The organism is Arthrobacter sp. AK01 (genome assembly GCF_021109375.1).
GTDB lineage: Bacteria > Actinomycetota > Actinomycetes > Actinomycetales > Micrococcaceae > Arthrobacter.
Genome location: NZ_JAJOHP010000023.1, coordinates 30386 through 56227 on the forward strand (window position 1 = coordinate 30386; position 25842 = coordinate 56227).

Annotated in this window: 24 protein-coding genes; 10 read left to right on the top strand and 14 right to left on the bottom strand. The window is 63.3% G+C overall.

Annotated features, from left to right (window positions below; translation table 11 throughout):
- Nucleotides 1–19: 19 nt before the first annotated feature.
- Both LN996_RS10080 and LN996_RS10085 read right to left on the bottom strand, forming a co-directional pair.
- Complete coding sequence (locus LN996_RS10080) at nucleotides 20–973, bottom strand: polysaccharide deacetylase (protein ID WP_231340253.1); 954 nt, start codon at nucleotides 971–973, stop codon at nucleotides 20–22.
- A complete protein-coding gene (locus LN996_RS10085; protein ID WP_231340254.1) occupies nucleotides 970–2505 on the bottom strand; it encodes a cytosine permease in 1536 nt (511 codons plus the stop codon). The genes LN996_RS10080 and LN996_RS10085 overlap by 4 nt, the downstream gene beginning before the upstream one ends.
- A 108-nt stretch (nucleotides 2506–2613) precedes the next feature.
- Between LN996_RS10085 and LN996_RS10090 the strand changes: the two genes are divergently transcribed.
- The gene (locus LN996_RS10090) at nucleotides 2614–4083 is read left to right on the top strand and encodes a PucR family transcriptional regulator (RefSeq protein ID WP_231340288.1); all 1470 of its coding nucleotides are present in this window, start codon (nucleotides 2614–2616) and stop codon (nucleotides 4081–4083) included.
- A 92-nt stretch (nucleotides 4084–4175) separates the two neighbouring features.
- Here LN996_RS10090 and purU read toward each other — a convergent pair whose 3' ends face one another.
- The 7 genes from purU to glyA are packed head-to-tail and all read right to left on the bottom strand — an operon-like array spanning nucleotide 4176 to nucleotide 13113.
- Nucleotides 4176–5075: a formyltetrahydrofolate deformylase gene (purU, locus tag LN996_RS10095; protein ID WP_231340255.1), complete on the bottom strand. Its 900-nt coding sequence runs from the start codon at nucleotides 5073–5075 to the stop codon at nucleotides 4176–4178.
- Between the two features lie 2 nt (nucleotides 5076–5077).
- Nucleotides 5078–6469 carry an L-serine ammonia-lyase gene (locus LN996_RS10100; protein WP_231340256.1) on the bottom strand — a complete coding sequence of 464 codons (1392 nt, stop codon included), beginning with the start codon at nucleotides 6467–6469 and terminating at the stop codon, nucleotides 5078–5080.
- Nucleotides 6469–7113 (bottom strand): sarcosine oxidase subunit gamma, encoded by a 645-nt coding sequence (locus LN996_RS10105; RefSeq protein ID WP_231340257.1) that lies wholly within the window; start codon nucleotides 7111–7113, stop codon nucleotides 6469–6471. The genes LN996_RS10100 and LN996_RS10105 overlap by 1 nt, the downstream gene beginning before the upstream one ends.
- Nucleotides 7106–10051, bottom strand: coding sequence for a sarcosine oxidase subunit alpha family protein (locus LN996_RS10110; RefSeq protein ID WP_231340258.1), 2946 nt, complete (start codon nucleotides 10049–10051; stop codon nucleotides 7106–7108). Before LN996_RS10110 ends, LN996_RS10105 begins: the two co-directional genes overlap by 8 nt.
- Nucleotides 10052–10053: 2 nt before the next feature.
- On the bottom strand, nucleotides 10054–10485 hold the full coding sequence (locus LN996_RS10115; protein WP_231340259.1) for a sarcosine oxidase subunit delta: 432 nt from the start codon (nucleotides 10483–10485) through the stop codon (nucleotides 10054–10056).
- Between the two features lie 16 nt (nucleotides 10486–10501).
- Nucleotides 10502–11722, bottom strand: a complete 1221-nt coding sequence (locus LN996_RS10120; protein WP_026542964.1) for a sarcosine oxidase subunit beta family protein — start codon at nucleotides 11720–11722, stop codon at nucleotides 10502–10504.
- Complete coding sequence (gene glyA / locus LN996_RS10125) at nucleotides 11719–13113, bottom strand: serine hydroxymethyltransferase (RefSeq protein WP_231340260.1); 1395 nt, start codon at nucleotides 13111–13113, stop codon at nucleotides 11719–11721. The genes LN996_RS10120 and glyA overlap by 4 nt, the downstream gene beginning before the upstream one ends.
- A 152-nt stretch (nucleotides 13114–13265) precedes the next feature.
- On the opposite strand from glyA, the gene LN996_RS10130 reads away from it, so the two are divergent.
- From LN996_RS10130 to LN996_RS10145, 4 genes are all read left to right on the top strand, one after another.
- Nucleotides 13266–13937 carry a GntR family transcriptional regulator gene (locus tag LN996_RS10130; protein WP_231340261.1) on the top strand — a complete coding sequence of 224 codons (672 nt, stop codon included), beginning with the start codon at nucleotides 13266–13268 and terminating at the stop codon, nucleotides 13935–13937.
- Nucleotides 13938–14448: 511 nt separating this feature from the next.
- Nucleotides 14449–15813, top strand: a complete 1365-nt coding sequence (locus LN996_RS10135; RefSeq protein ID WP_231340262.1) for an MFS transporter — start codon at nucleotides 14449–14451, stop codon at nucleotides 15811–15813.
- 28 nt (nucleotides 15814–15841) lie between these two features.
- Nucleotides 15842–17098 carry an aminopeptidase P family protein gene (locus LN996_RS10140; RefSeq protein WP_231340263.1) on the top strand — a complete coding sequence of 419 codons (1257 nt, stop codon included), beginning with the start codon at nucleotides 15842–15844 and terminating at the stop codon, nucleotides 17096–17098.
- Between the two features lie 86 nt (nucleotides 17099–17184).
- On the top strand, nucleotides 17185–17988 hold the full coding sequence (locus LN996_RS10145) for an IclR family transcriptional regulator (protein ID WP_231340264.1): 804 nt from the start codon (nucleotides 17185–17187) through the stop codon (nucleotides 17986–17988).
- A gap of 89 nt (nucleotides 17989–18077) precedes the next feature.
- On the opposite strand, the gene LN996_RS10150 is transcribed toward LN996_RS10145, so the two are convergent.
- Nucleotides 18078–18557, bottom strand: coding sequence for a DUF4383 domain-containing protein (locus LN996_RS10150; protein WP_159708264.1), 480 nt, complete (start codon nucleotides 18555–18557; stop codon nucleotides 18078–18080).
- 156 nt (nucleotides 18558–18713) lie between these two features.
- On the opposite strand from LN996_RS10150, the gene LN996_RS10155 reads away from it, so the two are divergent.
- The 3 genes from LN996_RS10155 (at nucleotide 18714) to LN996_RS10165 (ending at nucleotide 20643) form a co-directional block, all read left to right on the top strand.
- Nucleotides 18714–19685, top strand: a complete 972-nt coding sequence (locus LN996_RS10155) for a hypothetical protein (protein WP_231340265.1) — start codon at nucleotides 18714–18716, stop codon at nucleotides 19683–19685.
- 107 nt (nucleotides 19686–19792) lie between these two features.
- Nucleotides 19793–20143: a helix-turn-helix transcriptional regulator gene (locus LN996_RS10160; RefSeq protein ID WP_231340266.1), complete on the top strand. Its 351-nt coding sequence runs from the start codon at nucleotides 19793–19795 to the stop codon at nucleotides 20141–20143.
- Between the two features lie 32 nt (nucleotides 20144–20175).
- Nucleotides 20176–20643 carry an SRPBCC family protein gene (locus LN996_RS10165; RefSeq protein WP_231340267.1) on the top strand — a complete coding sequence of 156 codons (468 nt, stop codon included), beginning with the start codon at nucleotides 20176–20178 and terminating at the stop codon, nucleotides 20641–20643.
- Here the strand turns inward: LN996_RS10165 and LN996_RS10170 are convergent.
- Nucleotides 20640–21296, bottom strand: a complete 657-nt coding sequence (locus LN996_RS10170; protein ID WP_231340268.1) for a LysE family translocator — start codon at nucleotides 21294–21296, stop codon at nucleotides 20640–20642. The genes LN996_RS10165 and LN996_RS10170 overlap by 4 nt on opposite strands.
- Before the next feature lie 101 nt (nucleotides 21297–21397).
- Here LN996_RS10170 and LN996_RS10175 point away from each other — a divergent pair, with 101 nt between their 5' ends.
- Nucleotides 21398–21853: an Lrp/AsnC family transcriptional regulator gene (locus LN996_RS10175; protein WP_231340269.1), complete on the top strand. Its 456-nt coding sequence runs from the start codon at nucleotides 21398–21400 to the stop codon at nucleotides 21851–21853.
- Between the two features lie 22 nt (nucleotides 21854–21875).
- Here the strand turns inward: LN996_RS10175 and LN996_RS10180 are convergent, their stop codons facing one another.
- From LN996_RS10180 to LN996_RS10190, 3 genes are all read right to left on the bottom strand, one after another.
- Nucleotides 21876–22388: a hypothetical protein gene (locus LN996_RS10180; protein WP_308102714.1), complete on the bottom strand. Its 513-nt coding sequence runs from the start codon at nucleotides 22386–22388 to the stop codon at nucleotides 21876–21878.
- A gap of 143 nt (nucleotides 22389–22531) precedes the next feature.
- Complete coding sequence (locus tag LN996_RS10185) at nucleotides 22532–24013, bottom strand: WXG100 family type VII secretion target (protein WP_231340270.1); 1482 nt, start codon at nucleotides 24011–24013, stop codon at nucleotides 22532–22534.
- A 100-nt stretch (nucleotides 24014–24113) separates the two neighbouring features.
- The gene (locus LN996_RS10190) at nucleotides 24114–24572 is read right to left on the bottom strand and encodes an Lrp/AsnC family transcriptional regulator (RefSeq protein ID WP_231340290.1); all 459 of its coding nucleotides are present in this window, start codon (nucleotides 24570–24572) and stop codon (nucleotides 24114–24116) included.
- A gap of 370 nt (nucleotides 24573–24942) precedes the next feature.
- On the opposite strand from LN996_RS10190, the gene gluQRS reads away from it, so the two are divergent.
- Nucleotides 24943–25830 carry a tRNA glutamyl-Q(34) synthetase GluQRS gene (gene gluQRS / locus LN996_RS10195; RefSeq protein WP_231340271.1) on the top strand — a complete coding sequence of 296 codons (888 nt, stop codon included), beginning with the start codon at nucleotides 24943–24945 and terminating at the stop codon, nucleotides 25828–25830.
- The last annotated feature ends 12 nt before the right edge of the window (nucleotides 25831–25842 follow it).

Consider the following 25842-nt stretch of genomic DNA (forward strand, 5'->3'; position numbering starts at 1 on the left):
TGCCATCTGGGCGGTGGAATTAGTGGTGCGCGGGGAGGGGCGCTTTGACCTGTGCAGGGCGGAAGGTTGCTCCGGCTCCCGGGAACAGCGGGATGTCGACTCGGGCGTGGGTGTGGATTTCGTGCACGGTGTCCTTGGTGTGTTGCGCGATCCTGGCCAACGTGGTGACCCACATGCCATCCAGGTCCTTAACCCGCTCGATCAACTGTTCCAAAGCCACAGCCCGGGACGGCCGGCCGGAGATGAACGGGTGGTTGGTCAGGACGAAGCAGCTTCCCTGGGCGTGGTGCGCCTGGGCCTCGAGGGTCCACATTTCGAGCGCCTTGGCCGGGCTCTCGATGACCCCGCTCCCCGTGACGCCAGGGTAGAACCCATATTGCTCCCAGTCGTCCAGTGCCCAGTCCACTGGGATCTCCACGATGTCCCTGGAGTCGCCCTCGGCGACGGCCATGCGGTAGGGGGCATCGCCGTCGAGCAGGCTCGAATCGTAGAGGAAGCCGCGGTCCGCCAATAGGGCAGGTGACTGCCAGTTCAGCTCCCACCAAGGTGCCCGGTAACCCACGGGCCTGATGCCGGCAGCGTTCGCGAGGGCCTCCAGGCCGCGGTCCAGATAACTGGCCTCGGTAGCGGCGTCGATGCCCTGCATGGGCTCGTGGAGGTAGCCGTGGTGGGCGATCTCGTGCCCACCGTCGGCGATCCTGCGGACCACGTCAGGGTAGCTCTCCGCGGTGAAACCCGGAATGAAGAAGGAAGCCTTGATGTCCTGGCGGTCCAGGATCTGGAGCAAACGCGGCACGGCGATCTTGGGGCCGTACGACTGGTGGCTCATAAGGGACATGCGCCGCGTGCTGGAAGGGTCATGGGCGATGGTGCACGACTCGGCATCGACGTCGAACGTGAAGGACGCTGCGGCCCGGTAGCCCTCGGGCCACGTGATCGGGTGGAGTGAATCAGCGAAAGCGGGCTGGTTCATGCTGTGGTCCTTTCGGGAACTGCCGGAGCGGCCGGTACCGGCTGTGTTGCCGACACATGGTTCGAGTCCGCGAGGATGAACTTCTTGTGGGCCCGTGGCCCGAGGATTGCATAGGCTGCCGCGCTGGTGAGTCCCCCAGCCAGCCAGGAGAGATCCCACCCGCCCAATGCCACGGCGATGGGGCCCTGCATGGCGGGAACCAGTCCGTACATGAACAGCCAGGTGGAGAAGATGCCGATCAGCAGGGATAGGATTCCGGCCCAGTTGATGACGGGCAAGCGGTGCGTTCCCACGGCGTCGAACAGGCGGTCAACCTTGGCTGGCCAGCGCTTTTCCAGCCAGAAGTAGTGCACCAGCATGACTCCGCCCCAGGCGGCCACCCAGGCAACCAGGCCGATCAGCCAGGCATCGAGCACTGCCGCGAAGTCCTCTTGGAAGATGAAGAACACGACGGCGATAAGCGAGAAGACGCCGACGAAGAGGTTCAGCTTGCGGCGGCTGATCTTGATGTCCAGGGCCTGCGTGGCCACGGAGAAGGTGTAGATATTGAGGATATTGGTGGCGATGGGGCCGTGCAGGACCATGAGAAGGACCGGGAGGGCCAGGACGCCGAAGTTCTGAACGATCAGTTTTCCGGGGTCGATCTCGCCGCTGTTGGTAGCCAGGCTTGCACCGAGGACGCCGAGCCACACCACGGGGATGAACTGGCCGAGAACTGATGCGAGGTAAACCTTGCGCTTGGGAACCGAAGTGCTGACGAAGCGGGAGTAGTCGGCGGCGTAAGTGAACCACGTGATACCCCAGCCGATGCCGATCGCTGTCATCACTGCACTCATGGCGGCGATCCGCTCGGAGCCTCCCAGGATGTTACCGGCGGGACCTGCGTACCCCCAGTCGATCTTCATGCCGAACCACGCCACGCATGACATGACAGCCAGGATGATGATGGTGGGCGGGACGGTCCACTTTTCAAAAGCTGCGATGGCCTTGTAACCGAACCAGGCGATGGCTACCTGGGCTGCCATGATGGCGGTGGCGACGCCGATCTTCCAGGCGTAGTTCTTGGCCTCGGGATCTACCCAGCCAAGGGTGCCGAACAATGCCATCACCAGGTCCAGGATGATCCAGGTATTGACGGCGCACCAGCCGATCACCAAAAGGGCCTGGATGGCGGCGGGGAGGTAGTTGCCGCGGCGGCCGAAGGCTGCGCGGGCCAGCACCATTCCCGTAGCGCCGGTTTTCTGGCCGAGGAGGACGAAGCAGCCGAAGAGCAGCATGCCGATCAGGTTTCCAAGGACCAGGACAATGACGGTGTCCGCGAAGCCGAGGCCGAGGTGGATTCCGAGTGCACCCAGCACCCAGTTAATAGGGGCGAGGTTTGCGCCTGCCCAGATCCAGAACTGTCCGGAAACCTTGCGCGTACGGTCTGCCTCGGGGATGGGTTGGAGCCAGGCTTCACTGTCGTGGGCCGGCGCCGTTGCCGGACCTGACTGCGCTGGGCTTGAAGGCGAAGGGGAGAGGTTGTCTTGCATGGGGAGAGCCTCCGTGTGTGAAAGGGACCCTTTCAGCGTATGTGCCCCAGATCACAGCAACAAGATACTATGTGTCTAAACAAGCCATCAATGACCGTACGGAGTGTCATGTCCATTGTGCTGGGAGCAGCTCTGGAGTACCAAAGCCTGAAATCTGCGGACCCCCGGGTCCTCAACGATGTGCCGGACGCGCTCTCCCGGCCGGTCCGTTGGGTGCACTCAAGCGAAGTGCTGGACATCGCCCCGCTCCTCAGTGGCGGCGAACTGCTGCTCAGCGGTGGGCAGGCGCTCGCCGGCGTGACCGCGGAACGGCAGGCCAACTACGTCCGCGAGCTGGCGGCCCGGGGGATCGCGGCGCTGGCGCTGGAAACCGGCCCGGCGCTTCCCGAGGTGCCGGCCATCATGCTGGAGGTGGCCGAGGCTGCCGGATTGCCGGTGATCGAACTGCGCCAGGTTGTCCCGTTCGTCGGCGTAATGCAGGAGATCAATTCCCTGTTGGTCAGCGAATCCGTGGAGCACCTCCAACATGCCGACCAAGCCAGCCATGCCATGGCCGCCGAACTTGCCCACGGCGGCGGACTCGACCAGCTCCTGGCTGTCCTGTCCGAAAGGACAGGTGCCAGCGCGCGGCTGGTCTCGCCGTCGGGCCTCACCCTCGGCGCCGCCGGCGGCATTTCTGGAATGGACGACGGCGGGAGCGTCACCGTGGTGGACGTTCCGGTGCGGGGAGTCCTTACGGCCCGCCTTGAGTTGGTCATGCCCGACGGCGGCGACGGTGGCCTGGCGCGCGTGGCCGGGGAGCGTTCCGTCGACATCCTCGGATTGGCGTTGATGCAACGCATGCCGCCGGGGTTGAAGGAGCTGGCGGGAATCGAGCTCATGCGTGCCATCAATTCGGGGAGTCAGCGTTGGCAACTTCAGCAGCTCGGACCTGCGTCGGGCTTCCCCACGGACGGCGCGGTAGCCGCCGTCGTGATTCGATCAACAGGCGCAGGGCACTTGCGCCCTGCAGTGGATGCCCTGCTGCGCGAGTGTGTTCCGCACAGCGCAAGCTATGCGGGCAATGCTGAACTGATCGCGCTCGCCGCCTTGGGCGACGGGGCTGCCACCCGGCGTTCGCTGTTGGATGCGTTGCGTCGCTTGGAGGTGCCGGCCGGCTCTGCGGTGGCTGTCGGGCCGTTGGGTGTCGGCATAGATGATGCGCCATGGTCCCTGGCTGAGGCGCGGCGGGCGCTTGACCTGGATCCGGGCACCGGGGGTGTGGTGGATGCTGACACCTTGGCGGTGGAGCTCCTTGCCCAAGAGTCCCTGGACCCGGCCGCGCGCGAAGGGTTCGTCCAGCGGCAGCTGGGCGCCGTCCTCGAGCATGACCGCCTGAAAAAGTCCGAGCTGTTGCGCACGCTGACCGTCTGGTTGGATTCGGGATGCAACACAGCCCAAGCGGCACGTGGGCTGCACCTGGAGCGGCAGTCCATGCATCACAGGCTGCAGCGGATTTTTGACCTGTGCGGGGGAGATCCACGGGGGACTGGCCGGCTCGGGGCCTTGCATCTGGCAACGAAGCTTGCGCGCTTGTAGCGGCCTTTAACCACCAATTCGACGGCTCGCTGCCCACTCGACGGCTCAAACCGTCTAACGCGCAGCAAACCGTCGAATCGGGTAGTCAAGGCCTACTTCAACACGATCGTCCTGGTCCCATTCAGGATGATCCGCCCCTCGCAGTGCCAGCGAACGGCGTTGCTGAGGGCCTTGCATTCTGTGTCCCGGCCGGCGGCTACGAGATCGTCCGGCCCGAACGTGTGGTCCACCTCCACTACCTGCTGGGCGATGATGGGTCCTTCGTCCAACTCGCCATTCACGTAGTGGGCGGTGGCACCCACAGTTTTCACACCACGCGCGTAGGCCTGGTGGTAGGGCTTGGCACCCTTGAAGCTCGGAAGGAACGAGTGGTGGATGTTGATCGCCCGGCCGTCGAGCTTGCGGGCGAGGTCGTCGCTGAGTACCTGCATGTAGCGGGCAAGGACAATGAGCTCAACGTCCAGTTCATCGATGATCTCCAGCAAGCGACCCTCGGCTGCAGGCTTGGTGGCAGCCGTGACAGGAACGTGGAAGAACGGAATCCCGTGCCACTCTGCCAAACCCTGATGGTCGGTGTGGTTGGACACGACGCCCACCACGTCAATGGGCAGTTCACCGATCCGTGCGCGGAACAGCAAGTCGTTCAGGCAGTGCCCGAACTTCGAGACCATGATCAGCACGCGGCGCTTGTACCCCTGGCGCTCGAGTTGCCAGTTCATGCCGTACTTCTCGCCTACTGGAGAGAAAGCGGCCCGCAGCTCATCAACAGTGGAGGTGCCGGCGTCGGACGCGAAGTGTACCCGCATGAAGAAGTGGCGTTCGGCGCGATCGCCGAACTGCTTGTTGTCGATGATGTCGCAGCCGTGTTCCAGCAGGAAGCCGGACACCGCGTGGACAATTCCGGGACCCTCAGGGCAGTCGAGGGTGAGGACGTGCTCCACAGTCGTCTCAGTGGGGGAAACGGCAGCAGTTTCAGTTTGGATGGCAGTCATGGCTAGCACTCCACTACGTTGACGGCGAGGCCTCCACGGGAGGTCTCCTTGTACTTTGATTTCATGTCCGCGCCTGTTTCGCGCATGGTCTTGATGGCTTTGTCCAAGGACACTTTGTGGCTGCCATCGCCGTGCAGGGCGAGGCGGGCGGCGTTGATGGCCTTCACGCTGGCGATTGCGTTGCGTTCGATGCAGGGGATCTGCACCAGCCCGCCCACGGGATCGCAGGTGAGTCCCAGGTTGTGTTCGATGCCCACCTCGGCAGCATTTTCCACCTGCTCAGGCGTTCCGCCGAGGACTTCGCAGAGCCCCGCAGCGGCCATGGAGCAGGCGGAACCAACCTCGCCTTGGCAGCCGACTTCGGCACCCGAAATGGATGCGTTGATCTTGAACAGAATTCCGACGGCGGCCGCCGCCAGCAGGAAGCGCACGACACCGTCGTCGTTGGCTCCCGGCACAAACTTGGTGTAATAGTGCAGCACCGCCGGGACAATGCCGGCTGCACCATTCGTGGGCGCGGTGACGATCCTGCCGCCCGCGGCGTTTTCCTCGTTCACGGCCAGGGCGAACAGGTTGACCCATTCCATGGCGAGGAGGGGATCCGCTGAACTTGCTCCGTTCAGGTCCGCGTCGGTCTCGGAAAGCTTTTTGAACAACGACGGCGCCCGTCGCCTGACCTTCAGGCCTCCGGGTAGGATTCCCTCGGCAGAGCAGCCGTTCTCCACGCATTCCTGCATGACGGCCCAGATGCCCAGCAGCCGTTGGCGTAGCTCTTCTTCCGTACGCCACACGAGCTCGTTGGCCAGCATGATGTCCGAGATGGACTTGCCTTCGCGGCCGCAGATGGCCAGGAGCTCATCGGCGGTGGTGAAGGGGTAGGGAAGCACGGTGTCATCCGCTACCACTTTGTCGGTGCCCGAGGCGTCCCCGTCCACTACGAAGCCGCCACCAATGGAGTAGTAGCTGCGCTCCCGCAAAACTGAGCCGCTGTGGTCCAGCGCGCGGAACGTCATGCCGTTGGGGTGCGCCGGCAACGACTTGCGTCGGTGCAGGACCACGTCCTCGTCCCAGTTGAAGTCCACGCGGTGGTTGCCGCCCAGGCGTAGCTCTGCATCGAGTGCGGCAGCTGCGACCTGGTCATCGGCAGTGGTGGTGTCCACGGTTTCGGGGGAGTGGCCTTGCAACCCCAGCACCACGGCCTTGTCTGAGCCGTGGCCCCGGCCGGTGGCGCCCAGGGAGCCGAAAAGCTCTGCCTGGACGCGCACCGTTGCCGGAAGCTGGCCGGACGATTCAAGACCGTCCGTGAACTGCTTTGCCGCGCGCATCGGGCCTACCGTGTGGGAAGACGACGGCCCGATGCCAACAGAAAACAGATCAAGCACACTCAATGCCATTAGGGGACCTCTGGGGAGGCGTACTCCCGCATGGCGTCGAGGAGCCAGCGTCCCAGGAAATCGGCAAACGAGGCCCGGGGAAAGATCCGGTAGGACTCGTCAGAGGTCTTCCAGAGCATCACCGGGATGTGGGCGAGCTCGGTGGAAACAGCTGTCCCGGTCTTGAAGACCCGTGGGTGCAGGTCCAAGGCGCAGGTCTTCTCCAGCACTGCGCGGGCGTGGCTGCCGGAGAGCTCGAACGTGGTGCGGTTGGCGGACAGGTCCACCACCTGGCCTGCGTCTCCACCGAGGGCCGTGGTCAGATCGCTGACCAAAGAGCCTCCGAGGGAATCGTGGGCTTCCTCGGGTGCGACGACCATGAATTCGGTAGGGCCAAGCCACAGGGTGTTCACGGAACCGCTGCCCGTCACGTCACCGCAAGCGGCAGGCAAGCCGCCGGTCACGGACGCCACGCGGGCACCGGCGTCGGACGTTCGGTGAACCCGAACGCCCACCATGGCCTGGTAGGGGATTTCGGTGAGCGTCACCGTGCCCGGCACGGAGCCGGAGGTGAAAGCGTCAGCCAAGTGCTCGGCCGGGCTGCGGCGGGCGCCCCGGACGCGGTCGACGTGTGCGGTTTCTGCTGGTGTTGCTGTTTCAGCCATCTTTGCGGGTCCCTTCAGCATCGAAAAGTACGGTTTCGCCAACAACCACGTCCACCAATTGGTCTCCCAGCGAGGCCACAAGGGTCTCGCCGATGCGGTTGCGGCCGTTTTGAATGAGAGCCAGGGCGAAGGAACGGCCCAGCGCGGCGCTGTGGTAGCTGGAGGTCACGAAGCCCTCCATGGGGACGGGTCCATTAGCCGGGTTGACCGGGATGCCCTTTTCCACCAGCTGGGTGCCTTCCGGCAAGCGCAACGAGTGGTCCACGGGAAGGACGCTGACCAGGTGCTTCCGGTCTTCGCGGCTGGCGTCCTGACGGAGGTAGGAGCGCTTGCCGATGAAGTCCTTGGCCTTGGAGACGATCCAGTCCATGCCGGCGTCCTGCGGCGTGACCGTGCCGTCGGTGTCCTGCCCGACGATCGGGTAGCCCTTCTCGGCGCGGAGCACGTGCATGGTTTCGGTGCCGTAGGGGGTGATGTTGAACTCGGCACCTGCGGCAGCAACGGCTTCCCAGGTGTTGAGTCCGTACCAGGACGGGATATTGATTTCGTAGGCCAATTCGCCGGAGAAGGAGATGCGGCAAACGCGTGCCTGCACCCCGGAGGCCAGCGTGGTCTCGCGGAAGGTCATGAACGGGAAGGCTTCGGCATCCAGGCCACCGTTTTCGGCCAGCTGCGGAGCAACCTTGGCGATCACGGCGCGGGACTTCGGGCCAACGACGGCGATGGTGCTCCACTGCTCCGTGACGGACGTGCAGACCACATCGAGTTCCGGCCACTCCGTCTGGTGCCACTCTTCCAGCCAGTCCAGCACCTTGGCTGCGCCGCCGGTGGTGGTGGTCATGAAGTAGCGGTCATCGTCCAAGCGGAGGGTCACGCCGTCGTCGAAGATCATGCCGTCCAGGGTGCACATGACACCGTAGCGGGCGGATCCCGGGGCGAGCTTCTTGAACGCGTTGGTGTAAACGCGGTTCAGGAATTCGCCCGCGTCCTTGCCGCGGATCTCGATCTTGCCCAGCGTGGTGGCATCCATGAAGCCCACGGAGTCGCGGACGGCTGCGCATTCACGCAGGACTGCTGTGTCCATGTCTTCCCCGGCCTGCGGGTAGTACCAGGGGCGCTTCCACTGCCCGACATCTTCGAACAGTGCGCCCTGGGCAACGTGCCACGGGTGGATGGAGGTGACGCGGGCGGGGTCGAACAGTTCGCCACGCTGGCGGCCTGCCAACGCTGCGAAGGCCACGGGCGTGAACGGTGCGCGGTACGCGGTGGTGCCGATCTCGCCAACGCCGGGAATGCTCTCGGCACCGCCGAACTTCAGCGCGGCGGCGATGACGCCAATCGCGTTGACGCCCGAGGTCTTGCCCTGATCATTGGCGGTGCTGATGGAGGTGTACCGCTTGACGTGTTCCACGGACCGCATCCCCGCCCCGGTGGAGCGGAGGACATCTGCCACGGACTGGTCGCGCTGGAAGTCAACGAAGTGGTGGTGCCATTCGCCGGGCTCACCGGTCTGGCCGGGAACCAGCCAAAGCTGGCGGCTGGGAGCGCTCGCCACGGGAGCCTGCAGTTCCACCGGGGTGGTCGCGGACTCGAAGCCGGCTGCGATGGATGCTGCCGCTCCCGCCCAGATGCCCTCTGCCAGGCAGTCCTTCAGTTCGTAGCTGCCACGTCCTGCGCCAACAACCTGCTGGTCGCGGACCGGTTTGGTGGGAATGAACGCTGCGAGCTCGTCATCCCAACGCAGCTTGCCCTGGCGCTGGCTGTGGAGGTGGACCACCGGAGACCAGCCACCGGAAACGGCAAGCAGATCGGCAGCCAGCTGTTCGACGCCCGAGGTGAGTTCGCCGTCGTCGTTAATGCTGCGGACGGTGACGCCATTCAGGCGGCCGTTGGCATCTGCAGAGGTGTCCGCCACGGCGCTGCCGATGAGGACCCGGATACCGGACTCGACGGCGGCGGCGGCCTTCGCGCTGAGCTGCGGACGGGCATCGACGACGGCGGCAATCGCCACGCCTGCTGCCTGCAGGTCCGCGGCGAGAGCATAAGCGGAGTCGTTGGTGGTGCTGATGACGACGCGTGAACCGGCGGCGACGGCGTAGCGGTTGAGGTACGTGCGGGCGGCCGAGGCGAGCATGATGCCTGGGCGGTCGTTGTTCTCGAACACCAGCGGACGCTCATGGGCGCCCGGAGCCAGGACAACCTGCTTGGCACGGATGTGCCAAATACGCTGGCGGGAGACACCCGACGCTGCCGGAACGCTCAAGTGGTCCGTGCGGTTCTGGGCTGCGATGAAGTAGTTGGAATCGTAGGAGCCGAACGCCGTGGTGCGGTTCAGCACCGTGCATTCGCCGGCGGAGACCAGTTCAGCTTCCACGTCCGCAACCCATTCCAGGGCCGCTTTGCCTTCGATCTGATCGGCCAGACCCTCGGCCGTTGAACCGGAGAGCAGCGCGCCGCCAAGTTCGGGCTGGTCGTCAATGAGGATGACGCGGGCACCGGTGCGGACAGCTTCGCGGGCCGCCGCCAGTCCGGCAATACCGCCGCCGACTACCAGGACATCCGTGTGGACGTACTTCTTGTCGTATTCGGCCTTGTCCTCGTTGGGATCAAGCTTGCCAAGGCCGGACAAGAGCTCAATGTTCATGCCGTCCACCAGGGAAACTGCCGTGGCGGGAAGCATGGACTCAGCAACATGTCCGCGGAAGCGGGGAGCGATCTTGACCAGGGCGTTGGACTCTTCCACGCCAGCGGCCATGATGCCGCGGGGGCGGTCCTCATAGAGGGAGTTGCCGGCGTTGATGTGGCCATTGGCCAGCAGCGCCGAAGCGATGGTGTCACCCGGGTGGCCGGTGAATTCCTGGCCGTCCACGGTGAAGCGCCAAGAGATGCTGCGATCGATGCGTCCGCCGGTGGCGAGGCGTGCGTTCTTGCTGGTCACTTCTAGACTCCTTCCGAGGAGATGGGGGTCGTGGCCGTGGGTGAGCTGGCTCCGGGGGCGAGGCCCGGTTCGCCGGCCTGGCCGAAGTCCCCGGCCTGGGTGAACTCGCCCGGCTGGGTGGGTTCGCTCTTGCTTGTCCCGGCGCTGGCAGCGCTTGCTTGGAGCTCCGGGCGGGGCTGGCCCATCCCGTAGATGGAGTGGATTTCGTAGCTCACGGTGTCACGGAGCATGTTGAACCACTGGCGGCAGCCCGTGCTGTGAACCCAACGCTCGGCGAAGGTTCCCTTGGTGTTCTCGCGGTAGAACAGGTATTCAGCCCATTCACGGTCCGTGAGGTCATTCGGGGTCTCGGGGTAGGCGACGTGTGCTTGGCCGCCGTAGTGGAATTCGGTTTCGTCGCGTGGCCCGCAGTTGGGGCATGAAATGAGGAGCATGTCTTTCCTGTCCTGGCTAGTGGGCCACGGCTGCGGCGCCGTGTTCGTCGATCAAGGCACCGGTCTCGAAGCGTTCCAGCGCGAACGGCTTGTTCAGCTTGTGCGGTGCGCCCGTAGCGATGGTGTGCGCGAAGGTCAGGCCGGCCGCCGGAGTGCCCTTGAAGCCGCCGGTTCCCCAACCACAGTTGACGAACATGTTCTCCACCGGGGAGAGGCCAACAATCGGCGAGGCGTCCAAGGTGGTGTCCACGATGCCGCCCCAGGTCCGGAGCACGTGGGCCCGGGCGAAAATCGGGAAGAGCTCGACCGCTGCTGCCATCTGCTCCTCGATCACATGGAACGAGCCGCGCTGGCCGTAGCCGTTGTAGGAGTCGACGCCGGCGCCCATCACCAGTTCACCCTTGTGGGCCTGGGAGACGTACACGTGCACGTGGTTGGACATGACCACCGTGGGGTGAACGGGTTCGTGCAGTTCGGACACCAGTGCCTGGAGCGGGTGGGACTGGATGGGAAGTCGGAAGCCGGCCATTTCTGCCAGGACCGAGCTGTGGCCGGCGGCGCAGAGGCCCACCTTTTCGGTGTTGATGGTGCCGCGGGTGGTCTTGACGCCGGTGACGCGGTTGCCGTCCTTGATGAAGCCGGTGACTTCGCAATTCTGGATGATGTCCACGCCCAGCTCGTCGCACTTGCGGGCGAAGGCCCAGGCCACGTGGTCGTGCTTGGCGATGCCTGCACGCGGCTGGTAGGTGGCACCCATGACGGGGTAGCGGATGTTGTCGCTGATGTTCAGGATGGGGCAGAGTTCCTTGACCTGCTGCGGGTCAAGCCATTCGGCGTCAACGCCGTTGAGCCTGTTGGCGCCCACGCGGCGAACGCTTTCGCGGACATCGCCCAAGGTGTGGGCCAGATTCATGACGCCGCGCTGGCTGAACAGGAAGTCGTACTCCAGCTCTTCCGGGAGGATTTCCCAGAGCTTCAGCGCGTGCTCGTAGATGGCTGCGCTCTCGTCCCAGAGGTAGTTGGAACGGATGATGGTGGTGTTGCGGGCCATGTTTCCACCGGCCAGCCAGCCCTTTTCCAGGATGGCGATATTGGTCATGCCGTGGTTCTTCGCCAGGAAGTACGCGGTGGCCAGGCCGTGCCCGCCGCCGCCCACAATCACGGCGTCGTAGCTTTTCTTCGGGTCCGGGTTGCGCCAGAGGAAGTCCGGGTGTTCGGGGAGGTGGTCTGCACTCACTGGGCTGCTCCAATCAGTTCTGCTTCGGTTGCGGCGCCGTTGCCGTTGTTGTTCAGGTGGGGGTATAGCGGGAACTTCTCTGCCAGAGCGGTCACGCGACTGCGGAGCTCGACGACGGTGGCCTCGTCCAGGGTCACGTCACCCTCGGTGCCGGCTTCGGTGCCTGCTTGGGAGCCTGCTTCGGTGCCGCTGTTCGCTGCGGCGATCAACGCCGTCGCAATGATGTCTGAGACTTCGGTGAAGTCCTCGGCGCCGAAGCCGCGGGCGGCGAGGGCGGGGGTGCCGATGCGCAGGCCCGACGAAACCATGGGCGGGCGGGGGTCGAACGGGACGGCGTTGCGGTTGACCGTGATGCCGATGCGGTGCAGTGTGTCTTCGGCCTGCTGACCGTTAAGTACTGAGTGGCGGAGGTCGGCGAGCACCAGGTGGACGTCGGTTCCGCCGCTGACCACGGAGATGCCGGCGGCGGCTACGTCATCTTGGAGGAGGCGTTCGGCCAGGATCTTGGAGCCTTCCAGCACGCGGACCTGGCGTTCCTGGAATTCGGGCTCGGCGGCCATTTTGAAGGCTACGGCCTTGGCTGCAATCACGTGCTCCAAGGGGCCACCCTGCTGGCCGGGGAAGACCGCGGAGTTAACCTTCTTGGCGATGTCGGCGTCGTTGGTCAGGATCACGCCACCGCGGGGGCCGCCGAGGGTCTTGTGCGTGGTGCTGGTGACGATGTGCGCGTGGGGGACCGGGCTGGGGTGTAGTCCTGCTGCTACGAGGCCGGCGAAGTGGGCCATGTCAACCATGAGGTAGGCGCCCACCAAGTCCGCAATGCGGCGGAACTCGGCGAAGTCCAACTGCCGTGAGTAAGCGGACCAGCCGGCGACTATCAGCTGTGGCTTGCTCTCAAGGGCGAGACGCTCAACTTCGGCCATATCCACGGTGTGGGTGTCCTCGCGGACGCCGTAGGGAACAACCTTGTAGAGCTTGCCGGAGAAGTTGATGCGCATGCCGTGCGTCAGGTGGCCGCCGTGGGCGAGGTTCAGGCCCATGATGGTGTCGCCCGGGGTGATCAGCGCGTGCATGGCCGAGGCGTTGGCCTGGGCTCCTGAGTGGGGCTGGACGTTGGCGAACTCTGCGCCAAACAAGGACTTCAGGCGGTCGATGGCCAGCTGTTCGATCACATCAACGTGCTCGCAGCCGCCGTAGTAGCGCTTGCCCGGGTAACCTTCGGCGTACTTGTTGGTCAGTACCGATCCCTGGGCCTCCATGACGGCCGTAGGGGCGAAGTTCTCAGAGGCGATCATTTCCAGCGTTGACTGCTGGCGGATGAGTTCCTGGGCGATCGCCTGATCGACCTCCGGGTCCGCCTGTGCCAGCGGGCGGATCAGCGGTTCAACCATGGTGTTCTCCTTTTGAAGTACTTGAAGCAGCCATCTGTTAGGCAACTGATATATTAGAACTATTGCCATAGTATGTTGGAGATTACATAGTCGTCAACAGGTCTGCGCCAACTCATCCAGCAGACTGGGAACGCGACTAACGGGAGAGAGCAATGAGCGCAGCACTGGAAGCACTGGAATCAGTTCCGCAGGGTACGTCCCTGGCGGAGAACGCCTACCTGCTGCTGCGCGACAGGCTCATCATGCTGGACATCAAGCCTGGCGACCCCATCAACGACGGCCAGATCGCCGCCGAACTCGGCATCGGGCGCACTCCTGTCCGCGAAGCCATCAAGCGCCTTGAAAGCGATCATCTGGTGGTGTCGTACCCCCGGCGCGGAACCTTTGCCACAGGCGTGGACATCACGCAGCTCGCCGAGGTCTCCGAGATCCGCGAGCTGCTGGAACCCCTGGCGTCCCGGAAGGCTGCCCGCATGGCCAGTCCCTCCATGCGTTCGGAACTCCGCACTGTCGCGGCGGCCATCCGTGATCTTGAAGGCCAGGACAATTCCTCCCAAGAGCTCATGCGCTACGACATCCAGGTGCACCGGCTCATCTACAAGGCCTCCGCCAATGCGCACCTCGAAGACGTCCTCATCCGGTACGACAACCTGGCCACCCGCATTTGGTGCCACATGCTCGAGAAAATGCCCTCCGTCTCCGGCCATATCTCCGAGCACGCCGACCTCCTGACTGCCATCGCCGACGGCGACGAAGACCGGGCCGCCGAGCTCGCCCTGCACCACGTAGTCAGCTTCGAAGAGACCATCCGCAAGGTCCTCTGACCCCCTCTTACCGTTTGCGCGGTTTTTCCTGGCGCTCTCTCACGGTTAGGCCGGTTTTTCCTGGCGCTCTCTCACGGTTAGGCCGGTTTTTCCCGGCGCTCTCTCACGTCCGCTGCATGGCGCCGTTGTGCGCGTGCGTCCCGACTGGCTTCGTCTTGGCGGCGGCAGCGTGCTCCGCCGCTAGAAGGCAGCGCCCGACGTCGATGCCTCCTTGAGTGCCGACGTCGGGCCTCAAGCGCCCAGGTGAGAGAGCGTTTGCCGAAAAGGGGTCGGAAGGTGAGAGGGCGTCATTGAAAAAGGACCGAAAGGTGAGTGGGGATCGGTTGATTAGTGCAACTAGGTTGGCGCTATCGCAACAAAATCAACTCATGCCATCAGAGTCCGCGTAAGTCGGAGCTTAATTTTTGCTAAAAATTCGGATTCAAAATAACCCTTGACCGTGGCGTCGCTCACACATAGTCTGGTGCAACAGCGTTGCGTTGAATGCAACCCAAATGATTTTGGTGGACACATGAGCAATGAATCCTCTGTGGCAGCCGAGCAAGGCACTTCCTCCGCCTCCGGCCCCAACCACATCCTCGAACACAGCCCCAACAACACAGTCAGCAAGGACACCCGACGTCGTGTGGTCACTGCCAGCTTCATCGGCAACTTCGTTGAGTGGTTCGACTACGCCGTCTATGGCTACCTGGCCGGCACTATCTCTACTGTCTTCTTCCCCGAGTCCGACCGCCAAACAGCCCTGCTCGCGACGTTCGGTGTCTTCGCCATCAGCTTCTTCGTGAGGCCGCTCGGCGGTTTCATCTGGGGCCATATCGGCGACCGCCTCGGAAGGAAGCAGGCGCTCTCCCTCTCGATCGTCCTGATGTCGGTGGCGACGTTCTGCATCGCACTGATACCGGGCTACGCCACCATCGGCGTGATGGCGCCGATCCTGCTCCTCCTGGTACGCGTCGTCCAAGGCTTCTCCGCAGCAGGCGAGTACGCCGGGGCGTCGGCCTTCCTGGTGGAGTACGCGCCGCCGAATCGTCGCGGACTGTACGCCGCCGTCGTGCCTGCAAGTACAGCAGCGGGACTGCTGCTGGGATCGTTGCTGGCTGCGCTCCTAAGCTCGTTGCTCACCGCCGAGCAACTGGGCGACTGGGGCTGGCGGTTGCCGTTCCTGCTCGCCGCGCCGATGGGCCTCATCGGCAGGTACATCCGGACCAAGCTCGAGGACACTCCTGCGTTCCGTGAACTGGCTGAAAAGGACAGCAGCGTCAAAGCCCCGGCCTTGGCAATGTTCAAGACGTACCGGAAGCAGCTCATCATCGCCACGGGCGCGGTGCTGCTCAACGCCGTCGGGTTCTACGTCATCCTCAGCTACATGCCGACGTATTTGTCCGAGGAACTGGGCTTCGGTGCCACGGAGTCGTTCCTTGCCACCACCATTGCCCTGGCCAGCTACATCGGCTTCATCTTCCTGACGGGCATCGCCTCGGACAAGTTCGGCCGGAAACGAATGCTCATCACGGCCTCAGTCCTCTTCATCCTGCTGACAGTGCCGGCCTTCATGCTCCTGGACACACGGAACTTCCTGGTGATCGTGCTGGTGCAGATCCTGCTGGGCGGCATGCTTACCCTCAACGACGGCACCCTGCCCAGTTTCCTCGCCGAACTCTTTCCCACGAAGGTCCGGTACACCGGCTTCGCCGTCAGCTTCAACCTCTCCAACGCCTTGTTCGGTGGCACCGCACCGTTCATGGCCACCCTCCTGATCGGCATGACCGCCAGCAAGCTGGCCCCCGGTTGGTACCTCGTGGCCGCCGCAATAGTTTCCCTCATCGCAGTCCTGTTCGCCGCCGAGACTTCCAAGAAGCCTCTGCTGCAGGACTAGAACTACCAACCCCTTGAAAGGAAAGACCATGACCATCACCCAGAACGAGGCCGTCAACGATGTCGCCAAGCTCGAGCGCACCAAGGTCCTCAACAATGGCGGGAAGGTCTCGCTGACGTTCTCCGATGCAGAGTTCGAGCGTCGCCTCAGCGGCCTGCGCCGCATCATGGCCGAGAAGGACCTCGACGCCGTCATTCTCACCAGCTACCACTCCATCAAGTACTACTCCGACTTCCTCTTCACCTACTTCGGCCGCTCCTACGGGATGGTGGTCACCAAGGATGACACTGTCACCATTACGGCAAATATCGACGCCGGGATGCCTTGGCGCCGCAGCTACGGCGACAACCTGGTGTACACGGACTGGCGTCGTGATAACTACATCCACGCCATCCAGGAAGTCCTGCGAACCCGCGGCATCAACCCGCGCCGCATCGGCGTCGAGGACGACTCGTTGCCGCTGGACAATCGAAACAAGATCCAGGCCGCCTTCTCCGGCGCGACACTGGTGGATGTGGCCCAGGCGGCCATGCGTCAGCGCATGATCAAGTCTGACGAGGAAATCGCGGTCATCAAGCATGGTGCCCGCATCGGCGACCTGGGCGGCGAAGCCATCCGCAACGCCATTACGGCCGGCATCACGGAGTATGAGGTCGCGCTGATCGGCACCGAGGCAATGGTGCACGAGATCGCCCGCACGTTCCCGGACTCCGAAATCCGCGACACTTGGGTTTGGTTCCAGTCGGGCATCAATACCGACGGCGCCCACAACTGGGCCACCACCCGCAAGATCCAGGAACACGACATTCTGTCCCTGAACTGTTTCCCCATGACCAGCGGCTATTACACGGCCTTGGAGCGGACCCTGTTCTACGGCGAACCGGATGCCCGCTCCCTGGAGCTGTGGAACGTCAACGTGGACGTCCACAAGCGCGGCCTGGAACTCATCAAGCCCGGCGCGGTCTGCAAGGACATCGCCGCTGAGCTGAACGAGATCTACGTCAGCCACGGGCTCCTGGCCAACCGCACGTTCGGCTACGGACACTCGTTCGGCGTGCTCAGCCATTACTACGGCCGTGAGGCCGGCCTTGAGCTGCGCGAAGACATCGATACCGTGCTGGAGCCGGGCATGGTGGTTTCCATGGAGCCAATGATCACTGTCCTTGACGGCCAGCCGGGTGCCGGCGGGTACCGCGAACACGACATCCTGGTGGTTGGCGAAGACGGCGCCGAGAACATCACCAAGTTCCCGTTTGGGCCCGAGTACAACATCATCGGAGCCTAGGTGCCTGGGCCGGTGGATACTGTGCGCGGTGTCCACCGGCCAAGTCGGGTCCGGCGCGGCGACCGCCGTCGAAATATAGTGAACCCATGACCCCCTCGGAATCCAACGACGCTCCAAGCAACGGCGATAACAAAAGCACGTCGGTGATCGTCAACGCCATAGCAGTCCTTCGCAGCTTCACGGCTGACGAACCCCTCTTGGGAGTTACTGAAATCGCCGGCCGGATCGGACTGCACAAGAGCACAGTCTCCCGCATCCTGGCGACACTGGAACAGGAGAACCTGGTAGAGCGCGACGTCGATTCGCGCAGGTTCCGCATGGGGCTGGGGATGATCGCCATGGCGGGCCCGCTCCTGGCGGAACTCGAAGAGCGCCGTGTCGCCTACCCCGTGCTGCGCGAACTCACCGAACGTACAGGGGAGACCAGCGCGCTCATGGTGTGGAACGGCAACGAATCCATGTGCGTGGAACAGATCCCCAGCAGGCACCAGGTCAAGCACCTGGCTCCGCTGGGTGCCCGTTACAACGAGGCCCTGAGTTCGTCGGTGCAAGTGTTCCTTGCCGCGGAGAACGAGGACCGCGTGCGACAGCTGTTGCGCAGCGGTTCGGTCATCCTTTCTGGCATGGACGAGGACGCGGTCGAGACGTACCTTGTGCGGCTGAAGGAGTCGATGGAGCGCGGCTGGGCTGTGAACTTCGGGGAAACGTCCATCGAAGAGGTGGGCGTGGCATCTCCCGTTTATGACCACCGGGGCGACATCGTGGCGTCGGTCCTGATCCCTGCGCCGAAATTCCGCGTCTCGCAGGACACCCTGGCAAGCCTCGGCGAAGCGTGTGCTGCAGCAGCTGCCAAGGTCACCACGCGGTTGGGCGGACGAGCCCCGCGCTAAAGCCAGAAAACCTCGGCGAAAACAAAACGGCGGCCGTCCCCACGAAGGGGGCAGCCGCCGTCGTTGATTCACAAGACGTGCAGGAAGGTTTACATGTTCCTTCGCGCCGCCGGTGATTCGTCCATGGCATCCCTGCCCAGCCAGGCGCCCAAACCGATCATGGCAACGCCGAGGATCAGGTGCAGCCAGTTGTCGGCCGTGTTGAACGGAACGAAGTTGGCGCCTGTTTCCTGGTTGATGACCAGGCCATAGATCCAAAGAACGATGTACACGGCGCCGCCGCCCAGGAGGAACAGGCGGGCCATGCGTGCGTTCCTTGCCATGGCCAAGCCGGCCACGCCAAACAGCAGATGAACGATGTTGTGGAGTATGGACACTTGGAAGACTCCAAGCAGCATGGCGCCGGATTCATGTCCCGCAAAGGTCATGGCGCCGAAATTGGTGGTGATTCCCGGGATGAAGCCCAGGACACCAACCAGCAGAAATACAATGCCAACGCCCATGGCGGTGTTGCGAAGTGTCAACCCCATCATGTGGTGGTGTTCGGCGGGGTGCGAAGCGGTGGTCATCAAGTCCTCCCTTTCACGCGGTTAACCGGCTCTTCTCATGGAGAGCCGACCTGCGGCAAGGGGTGTGGCAAAACCTTGCCGACGCCGCCATAATACTCCTGAAATGCCTCCGATAGCAGGGGATGTGCCCAGTTCAGCGGCGGTTAGCATGGTTTCATGAGCCAAGTTCCAAACGGGCGCGTGCACACGATCTTCCATGACACCCGGGATTTGACACCGTTCCGGGAAGGTTACGTCCGGACACCGGTCCGCGGCTTGGCCGACGGTGTCAATGACGTTCTCTCCGGGGTCCTGAACGGCCGTGACCACGCGAAGTTATCCTTGGTGGGCAATGTTCCGAGGCTGAAGATGCTCTCCCCCAAGACAGCGAAGGCGATGCACGAAGCCGTCTTCACGTCCACGGAACCGGACCGGCTCCTGGCTTTTGGCCGCATGAATCCGGGGTGGGCCGGATTATGCAATGTGATGGCTGGCCTGCTCGCATACAAGCACGGCGGGTTCCTCAGGGCATCCGAGCTGTTGCAGCGCGGTCTGACAACAAGGATCGACGACGACGCCAGCCAGTTCTCGGCCATCTACCTTGGGCAGGTGGTCACCCGGGTCGAGGTTGCCGAACGCATTGAGGTTCCTGTCTTGTTCAGCGAGGAATCGGTGTTCCTGGCGCTGGCCCATTGCCTCCGGGAGATGGGGATGACTGAGTCGGCGCTGGAGGCTGTGGTGAGCCTGCCGCCGTCGTTGCCTTCTGCCCTGGCACGCTGCACAGCCGCATACTCGTTGCAGCGGCACCGCGACGTTGTGCTCTGGACTGAGGGTTTGCTCAACACGGACGACCTTTCGGCCGCGTTGTTGTTGATCCGGGCACGTTCCCTGCGGGCCCGGGGCGACTTCGAATCCGCGCAGGCTGCCTTGAAGGAAGTCCTGCGTCGTCGGAAGACCAATCTGGCGTTGAAGAATGACGCCCTCACTGACAGGGCACTCCTGGCAGTTGACCAAGGCCGCCGTACCCTGACTCCGCGGTCCAAGCGGCCCGCCCCGCCGGCAGAGCTGGAGACCTCGGAAGTCATCCGCAAGGACGCCGAAATGCGCAGGTTGTGGGAGAACGACTTCCGGCAGCTGGGCGGCGAGTAGGAAAAAACCATTGTGCCTTCCACAGGAGAGGCGTATCGTTGTAATCAACCAAGTAGTTGATCAAGCAAACGGTTGATTAATGATGATGACGAAAGGGTGACGCGGCGATGCAACACGATGCTCCGGGCCCTGACACCTTGGACAAGGCCTTCATGGCATTGGCTGATCCGGTCAGGCGGGCCATCGTTGCCCGGCTTTCCCGCGGAGATGCCACTGTCAACGAGCTCGCGGAACCATTCGCCATCACCAAGCAAGCCGTTTCAAAGCACATCCAGGTGTTGGAGCACGCTGGGTTGGTGACCCGCTCCCGCGATGCCCAGCGGAGGCCTGTCCATCTCGATGCAGCGGCGCTTGAGCGTTTGACGGCCTGGATTGACCAGTACCGCCTGATCGCCGAATCCCGCTTCCGGCGCCTGGATGACCTGTTGGGCGCCAGCCCAGTGGAACAAGAACCTTAAACACAACCAGCAAAGAAGAAAGAGGAACTGAAATGAGCAATCCAACAACAATCACTGCCGGCGATGGCGTCCCGTTCGTTGACACAGTCCGCGAATTCGATGCCCCGGTCAGTGCAGTCTTCAAAGCCCACGTTGACCCGGACCTGTTGGCCAAATGGCTGGGCCCGCGCAGCACCGTCACGAAGATTACCGAGTACAACGCCACCACTGGAGGCAGCTGGCGGTACGAAAGTGGCGACGACAGTGGGATGTATGGCTTCCGCGGCGTCTTCCACACCGTTGAATCCGATGCGTTGATCATCCAGACAGTCGAGTTCGACGGCGCTCCCAACCAAGTGGTCATCAGCACCACCACCTTCGAGGAAATCGATGGCAGGACCCGGATGTCGGCCCATGAGGTCTATCCGTCCGTGGAAGCCCGCGACATGGCCCTGGCCACTGGCATGGACTACGGCGTGATCGAAGGATACGAGCGCCTGGACGAGCTGCTGGCGGCCTAAGCGCCCGACGACGCCAGCAGTGGCAGCAATGGAATGAGTTGTTCCGACAACAGCACTGTCCCGAGTCCGATCATGATGATCCCGCTGACCAGCGTCACAACCCGCGCGGCGCCAGGCCGGGAAGCCAGCAACTTCCGGGACGTCAAGGCCACGCCGGTGTAGACAAGACCGGCAAGGACTACGAAGGTCAGGCCCAACAAGCCTGACTGGACCGGAACGGGCAGCGCTGCCTCGGGGCTGACGAACTGCGGAACCAAGGCGACGAAGAACAGCAGGCCCTTGGGATTAATGCCGCTGGTACCCATGCCCTGGATGAACGTTCGGAGCTGGTTTCCGGACTGCACGACGCCGCCTTCCGCACTGAAGCTCGCCCCTCGCCACGAGCGGATCGTCGCCACGCCGAGCCAAAGCAAGTACGCGGCGCCCGCGATGGTCAACCACCCCAGGAGTCCCGGGACTCCTGCGAGCAGTGCGGCCAACCCCGCTGCCATCAGCAATGTATGGATGACGTACCCGCTGCAGAGGCCGGCAACAGCGGGGACGAAACTCCGTTGACGGAGGCCGGCGGAAATCGAGTACGCCCAGTCGACGCCGGGGGTGCACGCCAAACTGACGGCCACAAGCATGAAGGCGAGGAACAGCTGCGGATTCACGATCTCTCCAGAGTTGGTTGGTAAGAAAACTCTAGGGAAAAAGGCCCCATAAGTGTTCCCTGATTTAGCTCTGTATCCGCAATTTTGGGTAAGATTATTGCGTGATTGACGGAATTGATAGAAGCATTTTGCGTCACCTCAAAGAGGATGGGCGAATGACGGCCACGGCGCTCGCTTCCAAGGTGGGCTTGACCGTAGCCCCATGCCACCGGCGGCTTCGTGATTTGGAGTCCTCAGGGGTGATCCGTGGCTACCGCGCCGACATCGATCCTGCCGCGGTGGGGTTGGGTTTCGAAGCGATTGTGTTTGTCACCCTCAGGCAGGTGGAGCGCACCATTCTGGCCGATTTTGAGGAGCGCGTAACAGCGAGTCCCAACATTGTGGAGGCCCAGCGGCTCTTCGGCTCTCCGGACTACCTGCTGAAGGTCATTGCCGCCGACCTGCCTGCCTATCAGCGCTTCTACGACGACGAGCTCGCAGCTCTTCCTGGGGTGGAACGCCTGACATCAACCCTGGTGATGAAGAACCTGAAGACGAACATTGGTCCACCCGTCTAGCCATCTCCATGCAACGGGCGGGTCAGTCGGCGGGGCTTACGTGAACGATGATGACGTATTGGTCCTTGGAGCCGTCAAAGCGGAGGTCGTAGTTCACCTCAAGCCCTGTGCTGGTGCCTGAGGTCAGCGAGTAGTCGCTCTTTGACCCCGGGTCCTTTCCGGCGGAGTCAATCCAACGCTCGGCGTCATCGGAGTCGATTCCGTACTTCTCCACGCCGTCGCGGATGAGAGTGCTGAGTCCGTCCAAGGAATCTGCGGTGAGGAAGTAGGTGACCTCAGTAAAGTCGGGCCGGGCATCCGTGGTCTTGAACCGGATGCGGTCCGTTTGGCCGTTGACCTCGCCACTGGGGCCCACGATCGTGAGGTTGATCTTGCCGGAGCCTTGAGTATTGATTTCCGGTCCGTAGCTATCCCCGGAAACACGCACGGCCGATTTCTGCAGGGTACCGCCGCTCATGTCCAGCCGGGCCTGCTTGTCCGTCCTGATCCGGTCAACACCTGCGGCGTCGAGCGTGGAGAATTCCGAGGTAATCACTGTGCTCCCTTGGGAAGATGAGGACGTTTCTGACGGCTGGGACTGCGGAACGGGGCCGGGCATTTGGCATGCGGTCGTGGCCAGGAGTCCAAGACCGACAACCACGGAGAGTGCTGGCTGACGAAGCCCGCGGAACGGCCGCATCATTGGTGCACCTCCGCGTCGAAGCCATCCAGGAACCGGTCCATGATGCCGGGAATATTGTTGGTAGGCCGATACTGCTCAACGCGATCGTTGAAGTCTGATCCGATGATGTCCCTGGCCTCCTGCGGATCGTTGGCCAACAGGTCCTGGTAGGCCGGGAGAGTGTCTTGCTGGATCAGCGCCCACCGTTGGTCGGCATCGGCGATGTTGCCGTCCGGGAACCCAGTGGTGAAATCCGTGCGGAACTGTGCCGGGTTATCCCAGTTGGTGAAGGGGACGTTCTCGGGTCCCGGGCTCTCCACGCTGAATTCGTAAGGGAAGACCTCGGGATAGCTCTTGGCTCCAGGGATGGATGGCTCACCGGCCAGGGTGACCATGTAGGTCACGGCTTCCCCGCCAGGGTGGTTGCGCATGTTCGTGTAATCGTCAGCGATGATTTCGTTCTGCTCGCGGTACAACAGGGCTGTGTTGCCCTCCTTGACCTGTGCGGGGTCGCCGGAATCGATCTGTGCCCAAGCCTCTGCAGTTCCGGGGTCGATGGCCCCGGAATCACGGAGACGGTTGATCTCGTCGATGCCGCCATTCATGTACGCCTGGTGCTGGCGGGCCTGGTCCAGGAAGATCTCTTTGTTCATGTCCAGCATGGACGTCTCATAGAACTTGATCTCGGCATCGGTCATGCCGGCCAGTTGCTCGATCTGGTCAAGCACCGGGATGGGGATGTCCGAGGCCGGGTTGTCGGCTATTTGCTGGGCGAGGTCGCGCAGCATGGCCATGTCCTTGAAGCCGCCGGCGAAGGAGGGGCCGATCATGTTGGCCATGCCGGCCCATTGGAGGTCCGGGTTGGCCAGGAAGGCCTGTCCGTAGAAGTCGTAGACCTTCTTGATGGTTTCCCAGTTGTACTCGGTGCCCTTGCTGGTGTCCCAAGTGGAGGGATCGATGCCCATCTCCCGCATGGCCTGCTGGTTCCAGTAATCGCTGAGGAATTGGGAGTATTCGGGTGACTTCTTTTCGATAAGCCCCGAATCGGCGGCCGCATCCATGGCTGCCTTGGCTGCGTCGGGATGTTCGAGCGCCCACCTCTTGAATTCGTCGCTTCGGAGGTATTCAGCACGTTCCCCGGGCGTCATGGCGTTCAGCAGGTCCGTGAGCTCCTGCCCGTTCCCGCCCGACGAACCAGCTCCGCCGGAGCCTGCGCCACCGGGACCGCCACCTGTGCTGGCAGTGTCCTGTTCCTGGGCGTTCTTGAGAAGACTCTCGGAGGCGGATTTTATGCCGGACGCCGCGCTCTGGAGGGCCCGCAGATGCGAGCTGTTCCACTCATGACGGAAGCGGTCGCCGTCGTTCCCCCGCCATGGACTGTTGGTGATTGACCCTGACAACTGTTGTCCCAGATCCGTGAGGCGGTCCGCTTTGCGGGCCAGTTCCTTGGCCAACTGGCGCAGCTGCGCGACGTCTGCGCCGTAGAAGTTGCCCGCCACTATGCCCCCAGATTTGTCTGCCGTTGATCTGTCCCATCCTAGGCCGGGGCCAGAGACTGGCACATGGGCACAACTGCCCTATGTGGATAAACGTGCGTGCCTACTCCTGAAGGAGGCCGGTGGTTCGATACGGAATGACTTCCCGGAGGAACATGCTGGTGGACGTTCGCACGATTCCAGGACATAGACGAATTTCCTCGGAGACCCGGTAAAGGTCGTCCGGGCTTTTGGCCACCACCCTGATAATGAGGTCGGTGTCGCCTGCGGGTGCATGGCATTCGAGGACTTCGGGGATGTTCCGGAGGGCGGCGATGGCTTCGTTCAAATGGCTCTGGTCGAGTTCTGCGCTGACCGCGGCGGCAACACCGCGCCCCAGGGCGGACGGCAGTACACGGCTGCTGTTCGGGCGCAGGGCCCCTGCCGCGGTCATCCGCTCCAGGCGGGATTGAACAGTCCCCCGCGCGAGGTGGAGCCTTTGGGCCAACACCATGATGGGCACCCTCGGGTCCTCATCAAGCGCGGCGAGGATCCGGCGGTCCGTGGCGTCGAGTTCCTGCAATGTGACCACTTCCTGTCCATGTTTTCACAGCAGACTGGTCAGATCGACCATTCTTATCGTTGTCCGTTGCACCAACTGTATGTCTCCTGCTCAAATGGTGACAACGAAGCAGGACGAGGCTACCGCCGGACCCCGCAGGCACCAGGCACCCGGAACACCACCCGGAGCCCTGCACAGGTTTCCCGCAAGGAAGCAGCCGCTGATTGACTCTTGTTCACAGCATTGTCATTCTGCACTCGCCCGTTCGTGCGGGCAGCACAGTAAGAGCCCCTGAGCCACCGGATCGTTGCGGTAGCTGAGGGGCTCTTGCGTTGCCGGGACTTCAGGCGCACAATCCGCCCGGCCCGAAAGACCCGCATAGGCTTGGATCATGACTTCTGCTGGCCGCTTCGCCCCGAGCCCCTCCGGTGAGTTGCACGTCGGCAATCTCCGCACGGCCATCCTCGCCTGGCTGTTCGCGAAGTCCAGCGGCCGTGATTTCCTGCTGCGCGTCGAGGACCTGGACCGCGCCCGGTCCGGTGCGGAGGCGGAGCAGCTCCGCGATCTTGAGGCAATCGGCGTCGGTTGGGACGCCGCCGTCGTACGCCAGACTGAGCGCGCGGCGCTCTACGACGACGCGATCGCCCGCCTCGCCCATGAGGGCCGTACCTATGAATGCTTCTGCACGCGGCGGGAGATCCAAGAGGCGCCGTCCGCGCCGCATGCTCCTCAGGGTGCGTATCCGGGCACGTGCCGACGGCTTTCCCACGCCGAACGTGAGATCCGGCGCGCCTCACGTCCGGCCTCGATCCGCCTGCTTTCGGACGTTACTGAGTGGGCTGTTGAGGACCAGTTGCATGGCAAGTACGTGGGCGTGGTGGACGACTTCGTGCTGCGCCGGAACGACGGTGTAACCGCCTATAACCTGGCAGTCGTGGTGGACGACGCCGCCCAGGGAATTGACCAGGTGGTGCGCGGCGACGACCTCCTTCCATCGACTCCCCGGCAGGCGTATTTGGCTACGCTGTTGGGCCTGCCGACTCCGGAATACGCCCACGTTCCGCTGGTGGTAAACCACGACGGCGCCAGGCTGGCCAAGCGGGACGGCGCGGTCACGCTGGGCGACCTCGCCGCCGTCGGAATTCCTGCGGAACGGGTGCGGGACCTGATCCTTGAATCGCTCCATCTTCCAGCCGGTCCGTTGCCCGGGGCTCTCCCGGCATTCAGCCCTGGAACCCTGCCGAAGGAGCCTTGGGTGTGGATAACGCCCCGAAGCTGAGAGACCCACCAC